Raw genomic sequence first — 25,539 nt, 5'->3', positions numbered from 1 at the left:
ATCTGGCGAGAAGACTACCGCGTGCGTCACTGCGTCGCCGGGGTCCCGGCGGAAGGCTTTTCACACGGCCTTTCCCAAGGTTTCCACTCGCCCTCCCGAAGAATCGAGCCCCCCTTGACCGCCGTGATCCCCGGCCCGGCAACGCGTCCGACAGCCCGCACGGCACCGGCGCCCGCCGGTCGCGACCCGTTCATCGACGTGCTCCGCGTGTTCGGCATGGCCCTGGTGGTGCTCCAGCACTGGAGCATGCCGGTGCTCTCCTTCGCCGACGGTCGGATCACCACCGGCAACGCGCTCGCCACCGGGAACGGCTGGATGATCACATGGATCAGCCAGGTGATGCCGCTGGTCTTCTTCGCCGGGGGCGCGGCGGGTGCGATCAGCAGGCGCGCCGCCGTACGGCGCGGTGACGCCACTCCCGCCTGGCTGGCGACGCGCCTGCGCCGCCTGGCCTGGCCGGTCGTGCCGCTGGCGGCGGTCTGGCTGCCCCTCCCCCACCTGCTCCTGACGCTCGGCATGCCGGAGCAGCCGGTCATGACCGCCTCACGGCTGGCCGGACAGCTTCTCTGGTTCCTGGCGATCTATCTTGTCGCGGTGGCACTGACCCCGCCGATGCTCAGGCTCAACATGGCGTACGGCTGGCGGGTGCCGGCCACGCTGGCGGCGGGGGCGGTGGCGGTGGATCTCCTGCGCTTCACCAGTGGCCTGGAGGTGACAGGTCTCCCCAACATCGTGCTGATCTGGCTGGCGGTGCACCAGCTCGGCTTCCTGTACATCGACGGGCGGCTGGGCCGCCCCTGGATCCTGGCGCTGGCCGGGTACGGTCTGGCCGCGGTGCTGGTGACCTTCGGCCCCTACCCGCTCAGCATGATCGGGATGCCGGGTGCCGCCGTCTCCAACATGGCACCGCCCACGCTCGCGCTGTTCTCGGTCGGGATCGGCCAGATCGGGCTGGCGCTGGCGCTGCGCCGCTGGATCGTCTCATTCGCGGAGTGGCCCGGGGTGTCGAGGGTGCTCGGCTGGGCCGGCGACCGGATGATGACCCTCTATCTGTGGCACATGAGCGCGCTGTTCGTCATCGTCTCGATGGTCGTGGTGGGCCTGGGAGTCTCCACCCCCGAGCCGGGCACCTCGGCCTGGGTCTCCGGCTGGCCGCACTGGCTGCTCATGCTCACCCTGGCGATATGGCCGATGCTGCGGGGTCTCGGGCGGTTCGAGACGCCCCCCTCCGGCAGGCCGTACACCGGGGGGACGGCCAGGATCGTCGTGGCCACCGTGCTGGTGGGACTGGGGCTGCTCACACTCACCGCGATCGGCTTCGTCCCGGGGACGGCTCCTCTGCTCGGGGCGGGCACGATCGTGGCGGGCCTGGCGCTGACCGGGCCGTCCTTTCGCACCTCACCCGCCTCGCGGGCGGGCGTTCCCGGGGCGCGTCCGGTCCCGGATCACCCTCGGCACGTCTGACGGCTCCGGCACTCCAGCCGATGCCAAGTCCTTTTAGTAGCCGTTTATGCCAAAAAAAGTGATCATAACTACATAATGTTACATATTTTACGCTAAATGTAATGTCATCCATCGCCGCCTCCGGTTCGACCACCACAAGTTCTTCGGCAGTATTGGACTGTGAGCCTTGTAGACCGCCTGCCAGAAGAGATCGACGCCGATCCCGATGCCATCTTCGACGCCTTCGTCGAATGGAACTCCGAGCGAGGGCTGACCCTCTACCCCGCGCAGGAGGAGGCGCTGATCGAGGTGGTCTCGGGGAACAACCTGATCCTGGCCACCCCCACCGGCTCGGGCAAGAGCCTGGTCGCCGCCGGAGCCCACTTCACCGCGCTGACCAAGGACGTCCGCACCTTCTACACCGCCCCGATCAAGGCACTGGTGTCGGAGAAGTTCTTCGATCTGTGCGCGGTCTTCGGCACCGAGAACGTCGGGATGATGACCGGCGACGCGAGTGTGAACCCCGGGGCGCCGATCATCTGCTGCACCGCGGAGATCCTCGCCAACGTCGCGCTGCGCGACGGCGCCCGGGCCGACATCGGCCAGGTGGTGATGGACGAGTTCCACTTCTACTCCGAGCCCGACCGCGGCTGGGCCTGGCAGGTGCCACTCCTGGAGCTGCCGAACGTTCAGTTCATTCTGATGTCGGCGACGCTGGGCGACGTCACCAGGTTCGAGGAGGACCTCACCCGGCGCACCGGCAGGCCCACCGCGGTGGTGAAGAACGCCGAGCGCCCGGTCCCGCTGGTCTACTCCTACCGGATGACCCCCCTCCACGAGACGCTGGAGGAGATGCTCACCACCAACCAGTACCCGGTCTACGTCGTCCACTTCACCCAGGCCTCGGCCATGGAGCGGGCGCAGGCGCTGATGAGCATCAACATGTCGACCAAGGCCGAGAAGGAGGCGATCGCCTCCATGATCGGCCACTTCCGGTTCACCACCAAGTTCGGCAAGGCGCTCTCCCGCCTGGTGCGGCACGGCATCGGCGTGCACCACGCCGGGATGCTCCCGAAGTACCGCCGGCTGGTGGAGCGGCTCGCCCAGGCGGGCCTGCTGAAGGTCATCTGCGGCACCGACACGCTCGGCGTCGGCGTCAACGTCCCGATCAGGACCGTGCTCTTCACCGCGCTGTCGAAGTACGACGGCAACAAGGTGCGGCGGCTGCGCGCCCGCGAGTTCCACCAGATCGCCGGGCGGGCCGGACGCGCCGGATTCGACACCATCGGTTACGTCGTCTGCCAGGCCCCCGACCACGTGGTGGAGAACGAGAAGGCACTGGCCAAGATCGGCGACGACCCCAAGAGGCGACGTGGGTTCGCCCGCAAGAAGCCGCCGGAGGGCTTCGTGGGGTGGAGCGAGGAGACCTTCGAGAAGCTGCAGAGTGCCGAACCGGAACCGCTGAACTCCCGGTTCAAGGTCAGCAACGCCATGCTCCTCGCGGTGATCAACCGGCCCGGCGACTGCTACGCGGCCATGCGCCACCTGCTCACCGACAACCACGAGGACCGCAGGTGGCAGCGGCGGCACATCAGCCAGGCCATCGCGATCTACCGGTCGCTGCTGGCCGGAGGCGTGGTGGAGAAGCTGGACGAACCCGACGAGCACGGCCGGATGGCCCGCCTGACCGTCGACCTGCAGGAGGACTTCGCGCTGAACCAGGCGCTCTCCACCTTCGCGCTGGCCACCCTCGAACTGCTCGATATGGAGTCTCCGAACTACGCCCTGGACATGGTCTCGATCATCGAGTCGATTCTCGACGACCCCCGCCAGATCCTGTCCGCGCAGCTCAACAAGGCGCGCGGCGAGGCGGTGGCGCAGATGAAGGCCGACGGCATCGAGTACGAGGAGCGGATGGAGCTCCTCAACGAAGTGACCTATCCGATGCCGCTGGCCGACATGCTGCTGGGCGCGTACGAGACCTACCGGCGCGGCCACCCCTGGGTGGGCGACTACACGGTCAGTCCCAAGAGCGTCATCCGCGACATGTACGAGCGGGCGATGGCCTTCGCCGACTACGTGCAGTTCTACGAGCTGACCCGGTCCGAGGGCACGGTCCTTCGCTATCTCGCCGACGCCTACCGAACCCTGTCGCGGACCATCCCCGAGCACCTCAAGACCGAGGACCTGGTCGACCTCATCGAGTGGCTCGGCGAACTGGTCCGGCAGGTCGACTCCAGCCTGCTGGACGAGTGGGAGCAGTTGCAGAACCCGACCGGGGAGCTGGAGGCGCCCTCCCTGGAGGAGAGCACCAAGCCGGTCACCGCCAACACCCGCGCGTTCCGCGTGCTGGTCCGCAACGCGATGTTCCGCCTGATCGAGCTGGCCGCCCTGGAGAACGAGCAGGAGCTGGAGCAACTGGCCCCCGACGTCGACTGGGGCGCCGCGCTCGACGCCTACTACGCCGACCACGAGGAGATCGGCACCGGCCCGGACGCCCGGGGTCCCGGCCTGCTCCGCATCGAGGAGGAGAAAGAGTTCTGGCGGGTCCGCCAGGTCGTCTCCGACCCGGCCGGCGACGGCGACTGGGGCATCGACGCCCAGGTCGACCTGGCCGCCTCCGACGAGGAGGGCCGCGCCGTGGTCCACGTCATCGGCCTGAACCGCCTCTGACGACCTTGGGACGGAGAGTGCGACGGGGCCGCGATCCGCAGAAACTCCTCCGGGCTCACTCCCCGGCCGTCCAGGGCGCAGAAATATCAGACGGGACCGACAAGAATGGCGGGATGAGCGACGAAGCGATCAGGCAGGTGCTCGGCCTGCTCTACCAGGAGGACACGCTGCGGGTGCTGGCGACTCTGGCATTGGGCGGCAAGCCCGAGGAGGAGTCCGGCCTCGACAGGGAGGTGGTCAGGCGCGCGCTGGACCGCCTGGAACGCGGCGGGCTCGCCGTGCGGGGGGAGGGCGGCGAGTGGCGGGTGCGGCGCGAGCGGTTCCGCGAGCTGCTGCACACCACGGCCAAGCCCGCGGCCCCGGTCTCTCCCGAGGAGAAGGTGCTGCGCTCCTTCCTCGTCGAGGGACGACTGCGGGCGATCCCCAGCAAGCGGGACAAGCAGTTGGTCGTGCTCGACTACGTGGTCCAGGTCTTCGAGCCGGGGGTCCGCTACCCGGAGAAGGAGGTCAACGTCGCGCTGCGCGCCTTCCACGACGACTACGCGGCGCTGCGCCGCTATCTGGTCGACGAGGGCATGCTCACCAGGGAGAACAACGTCTACTGGCGCAGCGGCGGCTCCGTCGAGGCCTGAATCAGCCGTAGTACTTCCTCGCGCCGTCGTGCAGGGGCACCGGCTCGGTCTTCCGCGCGTTGTCCCGGCTGATCTCCCTGGCCACGGGGTGGATCTTCTCCAGCTCCGCTCTGCGCTCGAAGAGCAGCCTCGTCAGGCTCTCCACCAGGGCGGGGTCCATCCTCTCGTGCACCACGAGCAGGTTGGGCACCGAGATGGTCGACACGTCCGAGGGGGTGTCGTAGACGTCCTTGGCGATCGTGCCCGGGGCGTAGGCCGAGCCGTGCTCGGCGCGCATCGCGGGCAGCACCCCGTCCAGCGGTACGAAGGCGACCTGGCCCCTGAGCGAGGTCAGCAGATCGGTGATGCCCGGTGTCGGCAGGCCACCCGACCAGACCAGGGCGTCGAGGTCGCCGTCCTTGAGGGCCTGCACGCTCTCCGGCAGTCCCAGCGACTGACGGGTGACGTCCTCCTCCGGGTCGAGACCGGCCGCCTTCAGCAGGCGCAGCGCGATCACCTCGGTGCCGGAGTTGGGCGAGCCGGTGGAGACCCGCTTGCCCCTGAGGTCGGCGACGGACCTCACTCTGGAGCCGGCGGTGGCGACCACCTGGGTGTGGTTGTCGTAGAGGCGGGCGACGGCGCGGATCGGCTGGGGCGTGCTGAAGGCGCCCTTGCCCGCGACGGCGTCGGCGGCGGAGTCGGCCAGGGTGAAGGCGATGTCGGAGTCACCCCTGACGACCCGCTGGATGTTCTCCACAGAGGCGCCGGTCGCCTCGGCCGTGGCCTGATAGCCGGGGATGTTCCTGCCGATCTGGTCGGCCAGGCCCCCGCCGAGGACGTAGTAGACGCCCGTGGTGTTGCCGGTGGCGATCGACAACCTCTTGCCCGTGGCCTGGTCGGCCGACCTGTCTCCGCCACAGCCGGCCAAGAACAGCAGGATCGCCGCCAGCAGGGCGGCCCCACGTCTGACTGTCAATGCTCCGCCTCTCGTTCGCGTGTCATCAGATGGAGGGAGACGACCACGATCAGAAGCACCGCTCCGGCGAGCGCGGGCAGCGGCGACAGGAACAGCAGCAGGATCGCCGCCACCGCGCACAGCACCCGCTCGACCGGCCCTGCCGGACCGATCAGCCACCCGCCGGTGGCTGCGGCCAGCGCGGCGACCGCCACCGCCGAGACCGTCGTGGCCGCCAGGATCTCCCCGAACGTGCCCTGGGCCAGCAGCCCGGCCCCGCCGGGGGTCAGCACGAAGGCGAAAGGCACCAAGAACGCGGGAAGGGTGTACTTCCAGGTGGTCATCATGGTCCGGTAGGCGTTGCCCCCGGTGATGGCCGAGGCCGCGAAGGCCGACAGCGCCGTGGGCGGACTGACCTCCGACAGCACCGCGTAGTAGAAGATGAACATGTAGGCCTCGGCCTGGCTGACACCGAGATCCGTCAGCGCGGGTCCGATGACGACCGCCGCGATGACGAACGACGCGGTCACCGGCACCGCCAGACCGAGCACGAGCACCGCGACCGCGCACAGCAGCGCGGTGACGGCGAGGATCCCGCCCGAGGCGCCGACGATCAGGGAACTCGCCTTGAGTCCCAACCCGGTGAGCGTGACGACGGCGACTATCAGCCCGGCGGCGGCGCAGGTCGCCGCGACCGGCAGCACCCCGGTCGTCCCCGCGGCCAGGGCCCTCGCCGCCCTGCGGGGGGTCAGGGCGTGCTCGGAGTCGAGGAAGGAGAGCGCGAGGGCGAGCAGCGTGGCGTACACCACGGCGCGGAACGGCGACTGGCCGAGCGCCATCAGGACGACGATCACGAACAGCGAGCTGAAGTGGTAGCCGAACCGCCTGATCAGCGGCCAGAGGTTCGGCGCGTCCACCCCGACCGCCCGTGTCCCGTACCTGCGGGCGTCCATCTCGATGGCCAGGAAGATACCCAGGTAGTACAGGACGGTGGGGATGGTGGCGTAGAGCAGCACCGTCAGGTAGCTCACCCGCATGTACTCGGCGATGATGAACGCCGCGGCGCCGAGAGTCGGGGGCGACAGGATCGCTCCGATGCCCGCCGCCGCGAGCACTCCCCCACCCTGCTCGGGCGGGTATCCGGCCCGGCGCAGAATCGGCCAGGCGACGCTGCCCACGCTCACCGTCGTCGCGACGCCGGAGCCGCTGACCGTACCGAGCAGGAACCCGGCGAGGGTGACCGTGCGGCCCGGCGCCGAGCGCGAGCGGCGGAACGCGGCCAGTGAGACGTCCACGAAGAACTTGCCCGCCCCGGAGTGGTCGAGGACGGCGCCGTAGACGGTGAACAGGATGATGTAGGTGGCCGCCACGTCGAGCGGCACGCCGTACACGCCGTCGGTACCCATCACGAACGAGACGACGATCCGGTCGAGGTCGTAGCCGCGGTGCCCGACGACCCAGTCGAAGGGCAGGTAGCCGCCGTAGTAGGCGTAGGCGGCGAACCCGACGCAGACCGCGGGCAGTATCCACCCGACGGTGCGCCGGCAGGCCTCGAGCACCAGCAGGACGATGACCGCCCCGGCCACCACGTCGAGGGTCGTCGGCTCGAAGGCGCGCCGGATGAAGTCGTCGAAGACCGCCAGTGGGTAGAGGCAGGCCACGAGCGCCAGCGCGGCGAGCGCCCAGTCATCGGCGCCCGGCCGGTCGGTGCCCCGTCGCCCCGGCTTGTAACAGACGAAGGTGAGCGGCAGCACGACCGCGAGGAAGAGCATCCGGTACGGGAGAACGGGGCCGGGCCGGAACGCGCGGTAGAGGACGTACAGCGACAGGCCGAGGGCGACCAGCATGACGGCCTGCGCCACCCTGCCGGAAAGGCGCCGGGCGGGCCGTTCCGCGTCGAACTCCGCGATCAACTCATCCGCTGATGTGGTGCTCGTCAACCGTCGTCTCCACGTGTGAGCCGCGATATTCGACTGCAGATTACCCAGAAGGTTGACTCTGATCTGTCAGAACGGGTCACATTCGCGTCACGCCCGTTCCGCGGGAGACCTCTGCTCCGGCGGCGTGGGGAGGCGGGTGTCAGAGGGCAGGATCGGGACGCGCGGCCACCGATGGCGGTCGACCGTCCGCCACAGCGACGGCACACGGACGGCACACGGCGAGGCGGCAATGGGGCCGCCGGGCAGGAGGACGCGGTCAGCCGCCCGAGGTGTCGGTCTCGGCGTCGGCGCAGGGGACGGCGAGGTCGTACGGATCGTCGAGCCAGCCCGCGGGCAGGTGAACGCGGTCGCGCGGGTTGGTCTTACCCCGGGGGACGTCCACGCCCTCGGGCCAGGGCTGGTCGGCGTCGAGTTCGGCGAGGCCCTCCCGCAGGCCCGCCAGGGTCTCGGAGGTGGCCAGGCGGCGACGGAGGGCGGAACCGACGGTGAAGCCCTTGAGATACCAGCCGACGTGCTTGCGGAAGTCGGCCACGGCGTGCGGCTCGCTCTCGAAGCACTCGGCCAGCAGGGTGGCGTGCCGGTCCATGGTCGCGGCGACCTCGCCCAGCCGGGGACGGCGCCGCGCGTCGCCGCCCTCGCACACGGCCGCCAGGTCGGCGAAGAGCCACGGGCGCCCCAGGCATCCCCGGCCGACGACGACGCCGTCGCACCCGGTCTCGTCCATCATGCGGCGCGCGTCGCCGGCGCTCCAGATGTCGCCGTTGCCGAGCACCGGGATCTCCGGCACGCTCTCCTTGAGCCGCGCGATCGCCTCCCAGTCGGCGGTTCCGCCGTAGTGCTGGATCGCGGTGCGGCCGTGCAGCGCGATCGCGGAGACGCCCTCCTCCACGGCGATCCGCCCGGCGTCCAGATAGGTCAGGTGGTCGTCGTCGATGCCCTTGCGCATCTTCATGGTCACCGGCAGCGTCCCGGCGTTGCGCACCGCCTCGCGCAGGATCCCCCGGAGCAGGTTCCGCTTGTACGGCAGGGCGGAGCCGCCGCCCTTGCGGGTCACCTTGGGCACCGGGCAGCCGAAGTTGAGATCGACGTGGTCGGCCAGGTCCTCCTCGGCGATCATGCGGACGGCCCGGCCGACGGTCACCGGGTCGACCCCGTAGAGCTGGAGGCTGCGAGGACGCTCGTCCGGCTCGAACCGGATCATCTTGAACGTCTTGGGGTTGCGTTCCACCAGCGCCCGCGTCGTGATCATTTCGCAGACGAACAGACCGCCGCCCTGCTCCCGGCAGAGGGCGCGGAACGCCGTGTTGGTTATCCCGGCCATCGGGGCGAGGACGACCGGCGGCCACACCTCCAGCGATCCCAGTTTCAACGACTCCACCTGGCTTTTCTACCGCACCGCGACGAGCGGGACGAATCATCCGCTGGATATGGTGTACCTGGCGTAACCCGACGTGACATGGGAGGCCGCGGATGCTGCTGCGACTGCGGATCGCACTGCCCGACCAGCCGGGCTCCCTGGGGAAGGTCACCCGCGTCCTCGGCGTCGCGGGCGCGGACATCACCCAGGTGGTCGTCCTGGAGCGCGGCGAGGGCCGGGCGCTGGACGACATCACCGTCTACTGGCCCGACTCAGCTCCCAGACAGACCCTGGTCGAGGGGTTGGAGAGCGTGCCAGGGGTGACGATCGAGGGTGTCTGGAGCACGCGCGAGGCACCGGGCACCTACCCTGAGCTGGAGATCCTCAAGTACATCACCACGGCGGGCGATCGGGCGCTGGCCACCCTGATCGACTCCATGCCCGTGCTGTTCAGCGCCGACTGGGCCGCGGCGGCGACCGAGAAGGTCCCTCGCGCGACCGTTCACTCCAGCTGGCGGGCTCCCGAGCAGGTCCCCTTCCCCGCCGAGACCCCCGCCCGCCCGACTTCCCTCACCCTCGACTCCGGCCTGCACGTGATCGCCGCCCCGCTGCCCCCGCTGGCCCTGACCTTCCTGCTGGCCCGCGCCGACGGCCCCGCCTTCCACCGCATCGAGGTGCACCGCCTCACCCGCATCCTGGAGATCTTCCTCACCCTGCCCGCGGTGGAACGCGCCGTCGTCCGCCAGCTGCGCCACCAGACCGACCAGACCGGCTGAGCCGCCCTACGGCCACCGGGCGGGCGGCTGAGCGCACGGTTACGCAACCGCGCGGAAAACCCGCTAGAGTTCTCTCGTCGCCACCGGGAGCGAAACCCGGAGGAAACACGCGGAAGTGGCTCAGTGGTAGAGCATCACCTTGCCAAGGTGAGGGTCGCGGGTTCGAATCCCGTCTTCCGCTCGAAGGGTCTTAGGGCTCTCACTCCGGTGGAGTGGCCGAGAGGCGAGGCAACGGCCTGCAAAGCCGTCTACACGGGTTCAAATCCCGTCTCCACCTCTGGTCTTTCCCCATGCGGACGATTAGCTCAGCGGGAGAGCGCTTCCCTGACACGGAAGAGGTCACAGGTTCAATCCCTGTATCGTCCACTTTTTTAATGGCCGCGCCTTCGGCGCGGCGACCTGGTCGACCGGCTCTACCAGGATGGGGATCCCCCCCATGGGAGATCGTCCTGGCGGCCAGTGTGGTGCCCCCTGCCACTGATCGTGATCTTCTCTCTCGGTCAGCGCTACTTCCTGCGGGGCATCACCACCACCGGCCGCCGATGACGGTCACTTCCCGAGGACCGAGACCAGTTCGTCCTTGGTCATCGAACTGTGGCCCTCGATGCCCTTCTCCTTGGCCTGCTCCACCAGTTCTTCCTTGGTGCGGCCCTTCGGCTTGGGCGGCTTGGCCAGTTCCTCGGCCTTGGCCTGGCTGAAGACCCGGCCCAGCTTGACCAACCTGTCACCGGGGATCGCCTTGGCCATGGCGGGGAGGATGTCGCTCTCCTCCTCCTCGACATGGTGCTTGACGGCCTTGACCATCTGCTCCAGCGCCGTCAGGAACTCCGGCCGGTCCGGGTCGGTCTCCATCAGCGTAACCAGCAGTTCCTCGGCCTCGTGGTGCTCCTCGACCCCGTGGCGCACCTCGCCCTGCTCATTGGGGGCGGCCTTGGCGAGTTCGGGGTAGACCTTGGCCTCCTCAGCGCGGGCGTGCGCGACGAACTTCGCAGCCAGCTCGGCCACCAGCGCGGGACGGTCCTCCGGCTGTTTCTTCAACTTCTCAAAGATCATCTCGACGTCTCGGTGATCCGCCATGATCAGATCGATGACATTCTGTGGCACATTTCCTCCTTAGGACCGGGCCTTGACCGATGCCCGTCGGTTGGCCTTCTCAAAGGAATGCTTGAGAGCGGAGTTGGCGATCCGATGGGCTCGCTCACCCTTGCCGTACTGCTCGACAGCCGAGTCGTGGGCCTTGATCCAGGCCTCCTGGGTCTTCTCGGGAGAGCGCTTCAGGGTGGCGGGAAGCTCCTGTCGGGCCGGCATGATCGTCACCTCTCCTCTGGCTCTGCATCAACCTCCGCCGCCTCCCTACCCACCGCCACCTCATGAAACGCGAAAGACCCGGCCGTATCGCATGGCCAGGTCCCGCACGGTGAAGAGTCAGCTGGTGATCAGGGTTTCCATCGGATCACCGACCGAGGTGTCGGGCAGCGCTCGGGCGACGTCGGCCCGGGCGACCATGCCGACCAGGGGGTGGCCGTCGATCAGGGGCAGCCGGCGCACCTTGTGGGAACCCGTGGTGCGCAGGATCTCGCGTGCGGTGGTCATCGTTCCCCCCTTCTGATACGACCCTGCTGTCCCCTTTCCGGCAAGGCAGATCTACGGCTTCCTCAACGGGTGTCAGGCGATCAGTTGGACGGGCACGGACCGGAAATGCCTGAGGAAGCAGACCAGACACCGCCGGCACAGCATCAGGACTATCCGGGCAGCAGCGGGGACATGGTCCCCGAGCCCCGGGACGAGATGCGCGACTACCAGGGCCGTGACCTGCTCAAGGGCAAGCGGGCTCTGATCACCGGCGGCGATTCGGGTATCGGCCGGGCGGTCGCCGTGGCCTTCGCCAAGGAGGGGGCCGATGTCGCGATCGCGTACCTGAGCGAGAGCGAGGACGCCGGGCACACCCGCAAGCTGGTCGAGCAGGAGGGGCGGCGCTGCGTGCTACTGCCCGGCGACCTGAGCCGGGCCGAACAGTGCGCCGAGGTGGTCGAGCGCACCGTGGCCGAGCTGGGCGGGCTCGACCTGCTGGTCAACAACGTCGCCTACCAGGAGCCGGTCGATTCACTCGACGAACTCGACGATGAGCAGTGGGAGCACACCTTCGCCGTCAACATCCACAGCTATTTCCGGGTCACCAAGGCCGCTCTGCGGCACATGGGCGACGGCTCGGCGATCATCAACACGTCCTCGATCAACGGTCTGCGCGGCAACAAGACCCTGATCGACTACGCCGCCACCAAGGGCGCGATCAACGCCTTCACCCAGTCGATGGCGCAGAACCTGGTGGAGCGCGGTATCCGGGTCAACGCGGTCGCCCCGGGCCCGGTCTGGACGCCGCTGATCCCGGCCACCCTCCCGCCGGAGAAGGTCGACGAGTTCGGCAAGCAGGTCCCGATGAAACGCGCCGCCGACCCCGACGAGATCGCGCCGTCCTACGTGTTCTTCGCCTCCGGACGCCTGTCCTCGTACTACACGGGCGAGGTGCTGGCGCCGATCGGCGGCGAGACCCTCCCCGGCTGACATGGCCGAACCGCGTCCCAGCGAGCCCGCCTGACCCGGCATCACGCGACGCCGCCGAGGGCGGTCGTTCTCGTACGCCTACGCCGACGGCCGCCCCGTGAAGGACCTGCGCACCCTGCGCAGAATCAAGGCGCCGGTCCTTCCCCCGGCCTGGCGGGAGGTGTGGATCTGCCGTGACCCGAACGGCCACATCCAGGCCGTCGGCACCGATGCGGCCGGACGCCGCCAGTACCGCTACCACGACGTCTGGCGTGCGGCGCTCCGGCTTGGCCGCAGATCTTGATGTGCCCCGAGTGCTGCGGAGAACAGCCTTTTGATCTTCTGCGCGACCAGATCGCCCTGCCCTCGGCGGCGAAGGCCGGATCCAGTCGCCGCACCCCACGAACGCGTCCCGGTCGCGTCCGGTGAAGCGTCCGTCTTGAGGATCCTCGCGCCGGACGACCCCGAGCGGCTGGCGGCCGCTCGCACGGAGCGCACCGCCGCTGCCGCCGCCTCCCGAGATCGAGGGCGGCCGGCTGGCGCTGCTGCCGCGGCCCGGCGCGCCGCAGTCCCGTGTCCGGCTGTGCGCGCAGGCGGTGACAACAGAGCACGAGCGCTATCCGGCGCTCTTCCTGACCTGCGACGTCCTGGGTGGCTACCTCTCCTCCCGGTTGTCGAGAAGCCTGCGCGAGGACAAGGGCTACGTGTACGGCGTCACCACGTTCTTCGACCTCCGGCCCGGCAGCGGGCTTCTGGCGATCGAGGCCGATACCGCGGCCGGCACCACGAGCGCCGCGATGGAGGCGCTGGCCGCCGAACTCCGCGGAATGCGGACGCGTCCCCCCACGAGACAGGAGATCCAGGCCGCCCGCGCCTACGCCCTCGGTTCGATGGCGACCCGCCTGGCCCCGCGTGCCGCCTTCGCCTCCTCACTCGCCGACCTGGCCGCCAAGGGCATGGACCCGCTCTGGCTGCTCGGCTTCTCGCACCGCCTGGCCGCCGCGACGCCGGACGCCGTGGTGGCGGTGGCCGAGGAGTTCCTCGCTCCCGAGCGCTTCTCCGGCGTGGTCGCCGCGGATCCCGAAGCGCTCCCCCGTCCCCTCACCCTCACCGAGGTGGAGTAGGGACAAGACCGCCAGGACCAGGCGGGCACCGCCCGGCCGGCTGGTGCACGGTGCCCGGCGGCGCGTCACCACCTTGCCAGGGGGAGCGCCGAGCCGTTCATCGAGCCTTCGGGGCTGTAGACCACGCACATCACGTCGCGGTCGCCGTCGGCCCAGGTCCTCCGGGTCGGCATGACCGGGTAGAAATCCAGTCCCGAAGCCGACTCACCGCTCCAGTTGCCGTCGAACCCCCGCCGGCAGCTCTCCCGGGCGAACGTGGTCAGCGCGGCCGGATCCCACTCACCGTCGGGGGCGTGCACGAAGCCGTACGACTGGTTGGCCGCCTGCTCCTTGCAGGGCGTGTAGAGCACGACGACCTCGGCCGCCTCCGGGGAGTAGGCCGGGTCGGTGAAACACTCCCCCGCCTCGATGTGCAGGAGCCCGCCGGTCTCCGCGGTGACGAAGGTCTCGTCCTTGACCGTCGGCCCCGTCGGCCCCGACATGGACGGCGGCAGGAAGAGCATGCCGAGCACCACGAAGCCGGGAAGCAGCGTCCGGCGGCGGGCAGGTCGCCGGCCGCCGGCCTGCCGGGGGCTCGTCATCGAATACCTCCCGTTCGAGGACCTCGGCCTCGGCCCAAAAGGAGAGACGACGCCCGTTCGCACGATGTTAGGCGCGCGCCACCGAACGCGAGGGCAACGGAAAGTGTCGGGCGCACGGCCTTCCGGCGACATCAATGGTGCGGTTGGGGCCAGAGATACCAGGGAGGAGGTGTTCATCCGGGCGTAATGCCCTATACGAGTTTTTGTCCATCTTTTCTGGATCAATACCGACGTCCACCGCACTCCCTCGGTGGAATGTGATCCTCCCTGGAAAAGAGCTCATGATGGGCAAAGTCAAGCTGCCCCGATCCGCCGGATCCCGGCGTACCAGGCTGACGGCGGCCGGCGCGGGCGTGCTGATCGTCAGCGGCCTCGCCTTCAGCCCGGTGGCGTTCGGCGCGGCCGCGCCGCCGAAGTACCCCGCCGCCGATATCCACAAGCCCTCCCCCATGCCCGACCGGGTCATCCTCACCCCGACCACCACGCCGTCGGCCAGCCAGAAGGTCACCTGGCGGGCCGTGACCGACGCCGAGTCCGCGCAGGCCGAGATCCTCGAGGCCCCGCGCGCGCTCGGTGGGGTCGTACCGCCCGCGGGCGCGGTCACCAACGTCAAGGCGATCAGCACCACCCCGGTCAACACCACGCTGGGGTACGCCTCCGTCTACCACACCGTTGAGTTCACCGGCCTGAAGCCGAACACCCGCTACAGCTACCGGGTCGGCGACGGCACCAACTGGGCCGAGTGGAGCGACTTCACCACCGCGGCGGCCGACCTCCAGCCGTTCTCGTTCATCTACTACGGCGACGCGCAGAACTACATCGACTCCGCGGTGCCGCGCGTCTTCCGTCAGGCGTTCGCCGAGCGCCCGCAGGCCAAGATGATCGTCAACGCCGGTGACCTCATCGACTCCGCCAACAGCGAGGAGCAGTGGGGCCAGTGGTACAAGGCCGCGGGTTTCATCGACGGCCAGGTCAACAACCTCTCGATCCCCGGCAACCACGAGTACAGTGGCGGCCTGTCCGCCTTCTGGCGTCCGCAGTTCCCCTATCCGGACAACGGACCGGGTAACCCGGAGCTGAAGCAGACCGCCTACACCGTCGACTACCAGGGCGTGCGCTTCATCGGCCTGGACTCCAACGTGCAGGGCAACGCCGCCCTGATGGCCACGCAGGCCACCTGGCTGGAGGGACTGCTCAAGGACAACCCGAACAGGTGGACCGTGGTGACCTTCCACCACCCCGTCTACTCCACCACCGGCACCCGCAACAACCCCGCCGTACGCGCCCAGTGGGGCCCGCTGTTCGAGAAGTACGGCGTGGACCTGGTCCTCCAGGGCCACGACCACTCCTACGGCCGCGGCAACGTGGCGACCGCCCGAAAGTCGGTCACGGTCAACAACGGCGTCGCCTACGTCGTGTCCGTCTCCGGCGGCAAGATGTACGCCCTCAACAACGGCGAGAACTGGACCGGCAACGGCGCCGAGGTCGTCAGCAAGAGCCAGAACACCCAGCTCTACCAGCTGATCGACATCGAGGCCGACAAGATCACGTTCGAGGCCCGTTACGCCAACGGCGAGCACCACGACGGCTTCGTCGTCCGGAAGAACAGCAAGGGCGAGCGCACCGTCAACGAGGTCCGCACCGCGGAGAACACCGTCGGCGAGCAGGTCACCGTCGACAAGACCACCGTCGACCACCGCGGCGAGCTCACGATCTCCGCGTACGGTTACGACCCGGCCGAGCGCGTCTCCGTCTCCCTGCGGAAGGCCGACGCGAACGCACGCGGCAAGGACAAGGACAGCGTCTCGGTCGGCGTGCGGGACGCCGACGAACTGGGCCGCCTGACCTACACCTTCAGGCTTCCGGCCAACGTGAAGAAGGGCGAGACCTACGTGGTCCACCTGGACAGTGCCAACCAGAAGATCACCAGCCCGGCCGTCACGGTCAACAAGAAGTAAGCCCGCCGGGCGCGGGGCCGCCGTTACGGCGGCGGCCCCGCGCCCGGACGTGCCGGAACCTTGTCGGACAGGAAATCCATTGAAAATCCATGCCCGCACGCTGGCGGGCGCGCTGCTCGTCTGCGTCCTGGCCGGCTGGGCCACCCCGGCCGCCGCCCACCCCTTCGGACCTCCGTCCACCGCGCGGATCGAGGCCGACGGCTCGCGCGTGACCATCTCGTGGCTCCCGGCCGAGGACGACTGGGTCGCGCTCGGCCAGTCGCTCGGCGCGTTCGAGGACCCGGCCACCGGCACCGTCTCGACGGAGCTGACCGGCGAGCAGAAGCTGGAGCGCTCAACGGCCCTCCGTGACTACCTGCTGGAGAAGATCACGGTCGCCCAGGCCGGCCGGCCGTGCGAGAGCAGGCTGGAGGAACTCCGGGCGCTGCTCGTCGACGGCGCCCGGTTCGTCTTCGACTGCCGGAACCCGGTGACCGAGGTGGACGTGACCGTCGCCGCCCTGACCGACCTCAACACGGCGTACCGGACGATGCTCATCGCGGACACTCCCGCCACCCCCGGGCAGGCACTCTTCACCGAGGCCGTCAGCACCCGGCGTCTGAGCTTCTCCGGCTCGGGCGGGAACGGCATGTCCGGGCAGACGACGAGCGTCGCCGTCGGCACCGCCGTACTGCTGGCCGGGGCGGGCGCGTTCGTCATGCTGCGCACCCGGCGCAGGGTGAGCACGACGGGTACCCGGTCGTGACGGAGCTCAGCGGCTTCGAGAGCCGGTTCATCTCGCTCTTCGACAACAGGGGCGTCTTCTGGGCGGCCCTCGCCGTCGCCCTCGTCGCCGGAGCGATGCACGCGGTCGCCCCCGGCCACGGCAAGAGCGTCACCGCGGCCTACCTGGTCGGCACCCGGGGCAACCACCGCGACGCGCTGCGCCTGGGAGTCATCGTCGCGTTGATGCACACCTTCTCGGTGCTGGTGCTGGCGTTCGCCTGGGTGGGGCTGAGCAGCGCCGCGAGTTTCGGCACGGAGAGCGTCACCGCCTGGATGCAGGTGCTGGCCGGACTGGTCACCGTCTGCGTGGGCGTCCACCTGACCTACCGCCACCTGCGAGGACGTCGGCTTCAGGCGCAGACCCAGCATGGACATGGCCACGGGCACGGACACGGACACGGACACGGACATGGGCATCAGATCGAGGACGGACCGGACCCCTGGTCGCGCCGGGGTCTCGTCGCGCTCGCCCTCTCCGGTGGGCTGCTGCCCTCGCCGTCGGCGTTCGTCGTCCTGATGAGCGGGCTGCTCACCGGCCGGGCCTTCGACGCCGTCACGCTCGTCGCCGCCTTCGGCGTGGGAATGGCCCTCACCCTGACCGGCGTGGGCGTCGTGACGATCCGGGGCTACACCCTGCTGGCCCACGGAACGCACAGGTGGCCACTGGCCTCCACCGTGATGGCCTGGGCCCCGGCCGCCGCTGGCCTCGCGGTCTCCTCCGCCGGCGGCCTCTACCTCGTCGCGGCACTGGGCACCATCACCGGTTGACACTCCCGGGCGAGGTCGTCGATCGCCTTCCCACGGTGGGAGGCGTCCGGCTCAGAACAGAATTCCGCACCCGACGCCCACCTCGTGAACCGGGCGAAGAGGTACCGCGGGCCGGTGTCCGGTGCCTACCGAGGTGGAAGCAGTGAACGGACGGCCTCCTCGGTTCGGGCGACGACGGCCGGTCCGTCATCGGCGGTGATGATGGGACGCTGGATGAGGATCGGGCGGTCGGCGAGCGCCCGGATCCAGCGGTCACGGCTCTCCGGAGTACGGGGCCAGTCGGCCAGGCCGAGTTCGGTGGCCGCGCTCTCCCCCGTCCGGGTGATGTCCCAGGGTTCGAGGCCGAGCCTGGTCAGCACCTCGCGGAGTTCCCGCTCGTCGGGCGGGTCCTCCAGATAGCGCCGGACCGTGTACTCGGCCTTCTCCGCATCCAGGACGGACAGCGCGGAGCGGCACTTGGAACAGTCGGGATTGATCCAGATTTCCATACTGTCCTCCCTTGGGCTCGGGCGGCGGGTGAGGAAGAAGAACCCGCTCTGAGAACCGTAGTGGAACGGTTGTCCGGACCTGGTGCGTGGTGCACGAGCCCCCGGTCCTGGCACGTGTTCCACCTGGATCAACCGGCGTTCATCCGAGAAAGATCAGTTTGTTGTCAGGGTGCGCCTGGGAGGTCGCGGGCGAGGACGGTGCTCAGCTCGGTGGGGGCGCGTCCCAGGAGCATGGTGAGCACCCGGGGGTTGCCCGGGAGGCCGTGGTCGTCGTAGTAGTGGAACATCGCCGCGAGGCCGTCAGCCGTGGAGTCCGGCAGCGAGGTCGCGCCGGTCCGCCACTCTTCGAGGGTCTGTTCGACCGCGACCACCGGAATGCCGAGCACCTCGCCGAGCGTGGCACCCATCTCGCGGGTGTCCAGCAGTCGCGGCCCGCTGAGCTCATAAGTGGCGAAGTCGTGACCGCTCTCGGTCAGCACGACGGCCGCCGCCTCCGCGACGTCGTGAACGTCCACTGGTGCGAACGGGGCCGAGACCGAGTACGGCACGGCGATCCGCCCGGTGTCACGGGCCTGTTCCGCGTACGGCAGCAGGTTCTGCGCGTACCACCCCGGCTGCAGGATCGTCCAGGTCAGGCCTGATTCGCGCAGGGTCAACTCGGAGTTCGCCTTGCGCAGATGGTGCGGCATCCGGGGCAGGTACGGCGCGAGGACCGAGTGCAGCACGAACCTCGGCACCCGGGCCCGCTCCGCGGCGTCGATCACCACGGCGGTGAGCATGTCCTCGGCCGGATGCATGTTCGGTGGAATGTGGTAGACGGCGGCGGCGCCGCTGAACGCGTCGGTCAGCGATGAGAGGTCCGCGAGGTCGACCGCCGCTGCCCGCCTGGCACCGGCGGCGAGCACCTGGGGCCCTTGTTCCGCACGACGCACCAGCGCGATCACCTCGACACCTTGGCGCGACAGCGCGGCCGTGACGGCGCGGCCGGTGTATCCGGCCGCGCCGGTGAGAGCTATCACCGGAGTCACGCGCTGAGCACCTCGTTACCGAGCCGGCGGAAGCGAGCGCGGCGGTCCGCGAGCCTGGAGGCGGTCGGGACCTTGAGCAGTCCGGCGAGTTCGTCCTCGATGACCTGGCCGAGGCGCGACAGGAACTCCTGGGGGTCCCCTGAGTCCTCCCCCACGATCCGGTCGACGATGCCATGGCGGAACATGTCCGTCGAACGGATCTCCTGTGCCGAAGCGAGTTCGGGCGCCCGGTCGACGGTGCGGTGCAGGATGGCGCTGGCACCCTCGGGAGGCAGCGGCGACAGCCAGGCGTGCTGAGCGGCGACGACGCGGTCGGCCGGCAGCAGGGCAAGTGCTCCGCCGCCTGTCCCCTGGCCCAGCAGGACGCAGAGCGTCGGTGACTCCAGGGTGATCAGAGCGTGCAGGCTCCGCGCGATCTCCCCGGCGAGGCCGCCCTCCTCGGCCTCCCTGGACAGTTCCGCCCCGGACGTGTCGACGATCGTTACGAGCGGCAGGCCAAGTTCCCGGGCGAGCCGCATGCCGCGCTGCGCCATCCGCAGACCGTCCGGACCCACCGGCCCGCCTTGTCGGCCAATGCTCCGGTCGTGTCCGAGGACCATGCACGGCGCGTCGCCGAAACGGGCCAGGGCGAGCAGGATCCCGTCCCCTCGGGCGCCGCCCAGCCGGACCACATCCTGTCCGGCGCTCTCCAGCAGCGCGCGGACTCCGGGGCGGTCGGCCTGGCGCGATCGCGTCACGGAATCCCAGGCGGGAGTGTCCGCGATCTCCTCATCGGCCGAGCGGTATGGCCGGTTCAGGCGCCCGGTCGGCGCGCAAAGCACGTTGAGCGCCCGATCGACCATCTCGGCGAGGCCGGTGACCGGCAGGACCGCGTCGAGATGACCGTGCGCGAACAGGTTCTCCGCGGTCTGCACCCCCTCGGGAAACCTCTCGCCGTTGATCGCCTCGTGCACCCTCGGCCCCAGGAAGCCGACGAGCGCGCCCGGTTCGGCGACGGTGAGGTGTCCGAGCGAGCCCCAGGAGGCGAACACGCCTCCTGTGGTGGGATGCCTGAGGTAGACGAGGTAGGGCAACCGCGCGGCACGGTGCACGGCGATGGCGTCGGTGATTTTGATCATCTGCACGAAGGCGACCGTGCCCTCCTGCATCCGGGTGCCTCCGGAAACGGGCGCGGCCAGCAGGGGCAGGCCCTCCCGGGTGGCGCGGTCGATGGCCCGGACGAGCCGCTCGGCCGTCGTGACGCCGATGGAACCGGCCAGGAAACGGAAGTCGCCGATGAGCGCGGCGACCCTGCGCCCGCGGATGGTGCCCTCGCCGACCGTCACCGCTTCGTCCAGCCCGGTGGACTCCCGGACGCGGGCGAGCGTCTCGCGATACTCGGCGTCGTTGTCGCGTCGATCACTGACCGGAAGGTCCCAGGAGATCCAGCTTCCGGGGTCCAGGACCTGCTCGATCAGCTCGTGCGAGGTCGGTCGCGGGGTCATGAGTCCCCTCCCCTGCCTCGCGCGTCGACGTCGTCGAGCCAGGCCCGTACCGACTCGTTGTGCTGTCCGAGCGTGGGCGGCGCCAGATGCTCGACCAGTGCCGCCCCGTCGAATCGGAGCGGCGATCCCGGCAGCGTCACCCGCCCGAGGGTGGCATGATCGACCTCGATCAGCAGATTCTGGGATCGGGTCTGCTCCCACTCGTAGACGCGGTCGAGGGTGCGGACTTCACCTGCCGGGATGCCGAGCTCGGCGAGCCTGGCAAGCAGGTCGTCGAGCTTCCAGGGGGCGAACGCGGCGTTGACCGCGGCGATCACGGCTTCGCGGTTCTCGACCCGCTGGGCGTTGCCGGCGAAGCCGTCCTCGCCCGAGGGCAGGCCGAACGCCGCGGCGAAGGTGTCCCACAGGCCCTCGGAGCCGACTGCCAGTTGCAGCATGCCATCCGCGCAGCGGAACAGGCCATAGGGGCAGATCGACGGGTGGTGGTTCCCGGTGGCGCGTGGTGTCTCACCGGCCACCGTGTACCTGGTGCCCTGGAAGGCGTGTACCCCGACGAGGGCGGCGAGCAGGCTGGTCCTGACCACGCTCCCGGTGCCGGTGCCGGTGCGTTCGTGCAGTGCGGAGACCACTCCGTAAGCCCCGTACATCCCGGCGAGCAGGTCACCGATCGGCACCCCCACCCGGGTCGGCTCGTCCGGCGAGGCGCCGGTGAGCGACATCAGGCCGGCCTCCCCCTGGGCGATCTGGTCGTAGCCGGCCCGGCCGCCTTCGGGACCGTCGTGGCCGAATCCGGTTATCGACAGGATCACCAGCCTCGGGTTCAGCTCGCGCAGCGCGTCCATCGAGAATCCCAGGCGATCCAGCACGCCGGTGCGGAAATTCTCGATCAGCACGTCCGCCTGGCGGACCAGCCTGCTCAGCGTCTCCCTGCCGTCTTCGGACTTCAGGTCGAGGATGATCGACTCCTTGTTCCGGTTACAACTCAGGAAATATGTTGATTCGCGAGCGTGCTCGGAGCCGACGAACGGCGGGCCCCAGCCCCGGGTGTCATCGCCGGTCCCCGGGCTCTCCACCTTGATCACGCGGGCTCCGAGGTCGCCCAGCATCATCGCGGCATGCGGCCCGGCCAGCGCCCGCGACAGATCCACGACAACGGTGCCCGCCAGCGGTCCAGTCACTTCAATACCTTTCGAGCAGAATTGTGGGCTACGCCGGTTGGCCGGACGGCACCGAACCCGGTCGCCATCTCCAGCGCACGGGCGAACCTCAGCGCGTCGAGATCGCGTCTGGGTCCGGCCACGATCTGCACCCCCACCGGCAACCCCCGCTCGGTGAAACCGGCCGGCAGGCTCACCGCGGGCAACCCGGTGGCGGTGATGTAGTAGAGGTGCCGCATCCAGTCCAGGTAGGAGACCACCGGCGCGTCGCCCAGCGTCTCGGGGTGGCGGCTGTCCGCGCCGAACGGCGCGACCGGCACGCACGGCATGACGAGGATGTCGTACTCCGCGAAGAAGTCCGCCATCCGCAGGTGCAGAGCGGTCCGCAGCACCTCGGCCCGTCCGAGATCCTCGCCGCTCACGGCCAGGCCCGCCCGGGTGTTGGCCGCGGTGAACTCGTCAAGCACCTCGGGGCGCTCGCGCAGCAACGTTCCGTAGCTGGTGGCGTAGTACCAGGACCGCCAGGTGAGAAACGCCTCGTCCGCGCCGGTGAGGTCCGGTTCCGCCTCGACCACCTCGGCGCCGAGTCCGCAGAGCGTGCCACCCAGCCGCTCCAGTACCAGATGGACGTCGGCGTCCACCGGTAGCCCGGCGATGCCGGGCGCCCAGGCGACCTTGAGCTTCGAGAGGGCGGCGTTGAGCGGCGGGGCGAACCGGTCGCCCCGCTCCTCGATCGAGATCGCCGCCCGGGCGTCCGGCCCGGCCGTCACCGACAGCAGCAGCGCGAGGTCGTTGACGGTCCGTGCCATCGGCCCCGGCACCACATAGGGAAACCACCCCATCCGTGACGGGAGCCACGGCACCCGGCCAGGTGAGGGGCGCATCCCGACCACGTTGCAGAACGCCGCCGGAATCCGGAGCGATCCCGCCATGTCGGTACCGGTCGCCAGCGGTGCCATTCCGGCGGCGAGCGCCGCCGCCGAGCCTCCGCTGCTGCCCCCGGCGCTCCGGGTGGTGTCGTATGGATTCACCGTCGTGCCGAACAGTGCGTTCCAGGTGTGGCCGCCGGTGCCGAACTGCGGGGTGTTCGTCTTCCCGAGCATCACGGCTCCGGCGTCGGCCGCCCGCCGCACGATCAGCGCGTCCTGGGCAGGGACATGATCACGGTATGCCGCCGACCCGAAGGTGGTACGCACCCCCGCGGTCTCGATCAGGTCCTTGTGCAGGATCGGCAGGCCGTGCAGCGGGCCAAGGTACTCGCCGCGAGCCATCCGGTCGTCGGCTCGCCGTGCCTCGGCCCGCGCGCGATCCTCGCTGACCGAGCAGACGGCGTTGATCATCGGGTTCAGCTCCGCCATCCGCGCCAGGTGCGCGTCGAGCACCTCGGTCGCGGAGACCTCGCCGTACCGCAGCAGCGCCTGCAGATCGACCGCCGAGAGGTCGGTGAGTTCCGTTTCCTGGCGTCGCGGTGCCCGCACCTCGCTCACTTCCGAAGCCCGGCCTCGGTGACGTACGAGTGGAGCAGGGACGGGCTCAGCGGCACCTTCCTGATCGGCGCGATCTCCAGCGGTCGCAGCGCGTCCTCAATCGCCGAGGCGATCACCTGCGCCACCGGGATGGTGCCGGCTTCGCCGACGCCCTTGATGCCGAGCGGGTTCAGCGGCGACGGCGTCTCCTGGTGGATCATCTCCACGTGCGGAATCTCGGTCGCGTAGGGGATCAGGAAGTCCATGAAACTCGCGTTGCGCAGGGCTCCGTCCTCGTCGTACTCCAGTTTCTCGTAGAACGCACCGCCCATCCCCTGGGCCACCCCGCCGGCGATCTGGCCCTCGACGATCATCGGGTTGATCATGTTTCCGCAGTCGTGCACGCAGACGTAACGGTGGATCTTGATGCCGTAGGTCATCGGGTCGACCTCGACGATCGCACCGTGCACGCCGTAGGCCCAGGTGGCGTGCGGCGGCGCGTAGTAGTCGGTCGCCTCGATGCCCGGGTGTGCCCCCTCGGCGAGCGGCGGGCCATCGCTGCGGGCCGCCGGTGCGAACTGGGTCGCGCGCTCGGCGGCCTTGTTGAAGGCGTAGCGCAGCGGGTTGCTGGCCGTCGCTATCTCGGCCAGCGTCACCCCGTCGACTCCGGAGCCCGCGACGAAGGCCCGGCCGTCGGAGAGCTCGATGTCGTCCGGGTTCGCCTCCAGCATGTTGGCCGCGGCGTCGATCAGCTGCTTCCTGGCCAGTACGGCGGCCTTGTGCACCGCGCTGCCGCTGACGACCGCGGCACGGCTGGCGAAGGTGCCGACGCCCCAGTCGTACACCCCGGTGTCGCCCTCGACGACGATGACGTCCTCCACCGCCACGCCGAGCTGATCGGAGACGATCTGCGCGAACACCGTGGCGTGGCCCTGTCCCTGGGTGGTCAGGCCGGTGTTAACGAACACCTTTCCGGTGATCGGATGGACGCGGACGTGGCCGCCCTCGTACGGGCCGAGGCCGGTGCCCTCGACGTAGAAGGACAGGCCAAGGCCCAGGTAGCGTCCCTGTTCCAGGGCCGCCTGCTGGTCCGCCTTGAACGCGTCGACGTCGAGTGCGTCCATCAGCGCCCGCAGCGCCTGCTCGTACTCACCGGAGTCGTGCGTCACCGGCAGGCCGTCCGCGAAGATGAGGTTCGGCCGGGTGTAGGGGAACTCCTCGGGCTGGATGAAGTTGCGCCGGCGGATCTCGAACCGATCCAGCCCAAGTTCGTCGGCGAGCTGGTCCATCGCCCGCTCGATCGCGAAGTTGGCCTGGGGCCGCCCGCAGCCGCGGTAGGGCGTCACCGGCACGGTGGGCGTGTAGACGCAGGAGAACTCGACCAGGATGTTGGGGATCCGGTAGGGACCGGCGATCTGGCAGGAGGCCACCTGGGCGACCGCGATGCCGTAGGGGATGAACGCCCCGGTGTCGTGCAGGAACCGGTCCCGCAGCCCCAGCACGATTCCGTCCCTGGTGGCCGCGAGCTCGATGTCGTGGATCTGCAGCCGCTCGTGGGTCATGTGCACGAAGTTCTCGGAGCGGTCCTCGATCCACTTCACCGGACGGCCGAACTCACGGGCCGCCAGGGGCACCAGGACCTCGTTCGCGTACGGGAAGTGAATCTTCGGGCCGAAGCCGCCCCCCACGTCGGGAGCGATGACCCGTACCGCGTGCTCGTCCAGATCGAACAGGCTGGCCAGTGCCCCGCGCAGCCCGATCGGTGCCTGGGTCCCGTCCCAGACCGTCAGCTCGCCGGACACCTCGTCCCAGCGCGCCGCGGTCGCCAGGCACTCCATCGGGGCGGCGGTGCTCCGCTCGCAGTGCACGGTGATCGACGTGATGTGGTCGGCTTTGGCGAACGCCGATGCCACGTCGCCGCTCTCCTGCACCAGGTTCGCCGCGATGTTGCCCGGGACGTCGGCGTGCACGAGCGGCGCCCCGGGCTCGGCGGCGCGTCGCAGGTCGATCTCGACGGGCAGCGTCTCGTACTCGACATCGATCAGCAGCGCGGCGTCCTCGGCGACGTAGCGGTCGACGGCGACGACGAACGCGATGGCCTGGCCGACGTAGAACACCTCGTCGCGGGCGAGCGGATACTGGGTCCGGCCGTGCGTGATGCACGGGTGCGGGATCAGCAGCGGCATCTTCATATCGAGGCTGCCGAGGTCTTCGTGGGTGTATACCTTCAGCACGCCGGGCAGCGCCGCGGCTCTGGAGACGTCCAGGCGGGTGATCTTCGCGTGCGCGACGTTGCTGCGTGCAAACACGCCGTGCAGCGCGCCCTCCAGCGGGATGTCGTCGACGTAGCGGCCCTTACCCCGGATCAGCCTGTCGTCCTCGTTGCGCTGTACCCGAGCGCCGAACTGGCGGGTGGACACCGGC

General features: G+C 69.6%; 22 protein-coding genes, 3 tRNA genes and 1 pseudogene. 13 read left to right on the top strand and 13 right to left on the bottom strand.

Annotation, left to right across the window (positions count from 1 at the left end; translation table 11 throughout):
• The first annotated feature begins 123 nt into the window (after window positions 1-123).
• The 3 genes from IG98_RS0109540 to IG98_RS0109530 all read left to right on the top strand — a co-directional run bounded on the left by IG98_RS0109540 (window position 124) and on the right by IG98_RS0109530 (window position 4,748).
• Window positions 124-1,464, top strand: coding sequence for an acyltransferase family protein (locus IG98_RS0109540; RefSeq protein ID WP_245651499.1), 1,341 nt, complete (start codon window positions 124-126; stop codon window positions 1,462-1,464).
• A 159-nt stretch (window positions 1,465-1,623) separates the two neighbouring features.
• On the top strand, window positions 1,624-4,116 hold the full coding sequence (locus IG98_RS0109535) for a DEAD/DEAH box helicase (RefSeq protein WP_030908620.1): 2,493 nt from the start codon (window positions 1,624-1,626) through the stop codon (window positions 4,114-4,116).
• A gap of 113 nt (window positions 4,117-4,229) precedes the next feature.
• Window positions 4,230-4,748 (top strand): DUF2087 domain-containing protein, encoded by a 519-nt coding sequence (locus tag IG98_RS0109530; protein WP_030908617.1) that lies wholly within the window; start codon window positions 4,230-4,232, stop codon window positions 4,746-4,748.
• A 1-nt stretch (window position 4,749) separates the two neighbouring features.
• Here the strand turns inward: IG98_RS0109530 and IG98_RS0109525 are convergent, their stop codons facing one another.
• The 3 genes from IG98_RS0109525 to dusB all read right to left on the bottom strand — a co-directional run bounded on the left by IG98_RS0109525 (window position 4,750) and on the right by dusB (window position 9,000).
• Entirely contained in the window at window positions 4,750-5,703 is a 954-nt protein-coding gene (locus tag IG98_RS0109525; RefSeq protein WP_030908614.1) for a TAXI family TRAP transporter solute-binding subunit, read from the bottom strand.
• Entirely contained in the window at window positions 5,700-7,622 is a 1,923-nt protein-coding gene (locus IG98_RS0109520) for a TRAP transporter permease (protein WP_030908612.1), read from the bottom strand. The genes IG98_RS0109525 and IG98_RS0109520 overlap by 4 nt, the downstream gene beginning before the upstream one ends.
• A 256-nt stretch (window positions 7,623-7,878) precedes the next feature.
• Complete coding sequence (gene dusB, locus IG98_RS0109515) at window positions 7,879-9,000, bottom strand: tRNA dihydrouridine synthase DusB (RefSeq protein WP_030908609.1); 1,122 nt, start codon at window positions 8,998-9,000, stop codon at window positions 7,879-7,881.
• A 92-nt stretch (window positions 9,001-9,092) separates the two neighbouring features.
• Between dusB and IG98_RS0109510 the strand changes: the two genes are divergently transcribed.
• The 4 genes from IG98_RS0109510 to IG98_RS0109495 all read left to right on the top strand — a co-directional run bounded on the left by IG98_RS0109510 (window position 9,093) and on the right by IG98_RS0109495 (window position 10,121).
• Entirely contained in the window at window positions 9,093-9,755 is a 663-nt protein-coding gene (locus IG98_RS0109510) for an ACT domain-containing protein (RefSeq protein WP_051751920.1), read from the top strand.
• Window positions 9,756-9,864: 109 nt separating this feature from the next.
• Window positions 9,865-9,936 (top strand) — tRNA-Gly (locus IG98_RS0109505).
• A 25-nt stretch (window positions 9,937-9,961) separates the two neighbouring features.
• A tRNA-Cys gene (locus IG98_RS0109500) sits at window positions 9,962-10,032 on the top strand.
• Window positions 10,033-10,049: 17 nt separating this feature from the next.
• Window positions 10,050-10,121, top strand: a tRNA-Val gene (locus IG98_RS0109495).
• Between the two features lie 183 nt (window positions 10,122-10,304).
• On the opposite strand, the gene IG98_RS0109485 is transcribed toward IG98_RS0109495, so the two are convergent.
• The 3 genes and pseudogenes from IG98_RS0109485 to IG98_RS44660 form a co-directional block, all read right to left on the bottom strand.
• Window positions 10,305-10,859, bottom strand: coding sequence for a hemerythrin domain-containing protein (locus IG98_RS0109485; protein ID WP_063766182.1), 555 nt, complete (start codon window positions 10,857-10,859; stop codon window positions 10,305-10,307).
• Between the two features lie 45 nt (window positions 10,860-10,904).
• Window positions 10,905-11,063, bottom strand: a pseudogene (locus IG98_RS0109480) (ChaB family protein); the annotation flags it as partial.
• Window positions 11,064-11,180: 117 nt separating this feature from the next.
• Complete coding sequence (locus IG98_RS44660) at window positions 11,181-11,348, bottom strand: CBS domain-containing protein (RefSeq protein ID WP_157594250.1); 168 nt, start codon at window positions 11,346-11,348, stop codon at window positions 11,181-11,183.
• Window positions 11,349-11,453: 105 nt separating this feature from the next.
• Between IG98_RS44660 and IG98_RS0109470 the strand changes: the two genes are divergently transcribed.
• The 3 genes from IG98_RS0109470 (at window position 11,454) to IG98_RS52400 (ending at window position 13,420) form a co-directional block, all read left to right on the top strand.
• Window positions 11,454-12,317 (top strand): SDR family oxidoreductase, encoded by an 864-nt coding sequence (locus IG98_RS0109470; protein ID WP_030908596.1) that lies wholly within the window; start codon window positions 11,454-11,456, stop codon window positions 12,315-12,317.
• A 40-nt stretch (window positions 12,318-12,357) separates the two neighbouring features.
• The gene (locus tag IG98_RS0109465; protein ID WP_342666806.1) at window positions 12,358-12,600 is read left to right on the top strand and encodes a hypothetical protein; all 243 of its coding nucleotides are present in this window, start codon (window positions 12,358-12,360) and stop codon (window positions 12,598-12,600) included.
• Window positions 12,601-12,799: 199 nt separating this feature from the next.
• Window positions 12,800-13,420, top strand: coding sequence for a M16 family metallopeptidase (locus IG98_RS52400; RefSeq protein ID WP_211263941.1), 621 nt, complete (start codon window positions 12,800-12,802; stop codon window positions 13,418-13,420).
• A gap of 65 nt (window positions 13,421-13,485) precedes the next feature.
• Here the strand turns inward: IG98_RS52400 and IG98_RS0109455 are convergent, their stop codons facing one another.
• Window positions 13,486-14,001, bottom strand: coding sequence for a hypothetical protein (locus IG98_RS0109455; protein ID WP_030908586.1), 516 nt, complete (start codon window positions 13,999-14,001; stop codon window positions 13,486-13,488).
• A 281-nt stretch (window positions 14,002-14,282) separates the two neighbouring features.
• On the opposite strand from IG98_RS0109455, the gene IG98_RS0109450 reads away from it, so the two are divergent.
• From IG98_RS0109450 to IG98_RS0109440, 3 genes are all read left to right on the top strand, one after another.
• Window positions 14,283-15,959, top strand: a complete 1,677-nt coding sequence (locus IG98_RS0109450; RefSeq protein WP_211263922.1) for a purple acid phosphatase family protein — start codon at window positions 14,283-14,285, stop codon at window positions 15,957-15,959.
• A gap of 79 nt (window positions 15,960-16,038) precedes the next feature.
• Entirely contained in the window at window positions 16,039-16,704 is a 666-nt protein-coding gene (locus IG98_RS0109445; protein WP_030908580.1) for a hypothetical protein, read from the top strand.
• Window positions 16,701-17,492 carry a HoxN/HupN/NixA family nickel/cobalt transporter gene (locus tag IG98_RS0109440; protein ID WP_030908578.1) on the top strand — a complete coding sequence of 264 codons (792 nt, stop codon included), beginning with the start codon at window positions 16,701-16,703 and terminating at the stop codon, window positions 17,490-17,492. The genes IG98_RS0109445 and IG98_RS0109440 overlap by 4 nt, the downstream gene beginning before the upstream one ends.
• Before the next feature lie 125 nt (window positions 17,493-17,617).
• Here IG98_RS0109440 and IG98_RS0109435 read toward each other — a convergent pair whose 3' ends face one another.
• From IG98_RS0109435 to cutA, 6 genes are all read right to left on the bottom strand, one after another.
• On the bottom strand, window positions 17,618-17,980 hold the full coding sequence (locus IG98_RS0109435) for an ArsC/Spx/MgsR family protein (protein WP_030908576.1): 363 nt from the start codon (window positions 17,978-17,980) through the stop codon (window positions 17,618-17,620).
• 164 nt (window positions 17,981-18,144) lie between these two features.
• Window positions 18,145-19,008 carry an SDR family oxidoreductase gene (locus IG98_RS0109430; protein ID WP_030908575.1) on the bottom strand — a complete coding sequence of 288 codons (864 nt, stop codon included), beginning with the start codon at window positions 19,006-19,008 and terminating at the stop codon, window positions 18,145-18,147.
• Window positions 19,005-20,492, bottom strand: coding sequence for a carboxyl transferase domain-containing protein (locus IG98_RS0109425; RefSeq protein ID WP_037969761.1), 1,488 nt, complete (start codon window positions 20,490-20,492; stop codon window positions 19,005-19,007). The genes IG98_RS0109430 and IG98_RS0109425 overlap by 4 nt, the downstream gene beginning before the upstream one ends.
• A complete protein-coding gene (locus IG98_RS0109420; RefSeq protein ID WP_037969759.1) occupies window positions 20,489-21,670 on the bottom strand; it encodes a CaiB/BaiF CoA transferase family protein in 1,182 nt (393 codons plus the stop codon). Before IG98_RS0109420 ends, IG98_RS0109425 begins: the two co-directional genes overlap by 4 nt.
• Window positions 21,667-23,136, bottom strand: coding sequence for an amidase (locus IG98_RS0109415; protein WP_245651465.1), 1,470 nt, complete (start codon window positions 23,134-23,136; stop codon window positions 21,667-21,669). Before IG98_RS0109415 ends, IG98_RS0109420 begins: the two co-directional genes overlap by 4 nt.
• The gene (gene cutA, locus IG98_RS0109410; RefSeq protein WP_030908569.1) at window positions 23,133-25,535 is read right to left on the bottom strand and encodes an aerobic carbon-monoxide dehydrogenase large subunit; all 2,403 of its coding nucleotides are present in this window, start codon (window positions 25,533-25,535) and stop codon (window positions 23,133-23,135) included. Before cutA ends, IG98_RS0109415 begins: the two co-directional genes overlap by 4 nt.
• Between the last annotated feature and the right edge of the window lie 4 nt (window positions 25,536-25,539).

It is taken from the genome of Streptosporangium amethystogenes (assembly GCF_000721075.1).
Classification (GTDB): domain Bacteria; phylum Actinomycetota; class Actinomycetes; order Streptosporangiales; family Streptosporangiaceae; genus Streptosporangium; species Streptosporangium amethystogenes.
This window is presented reverse-complemented; position numbering and strand designations above follow the sequence as displayed.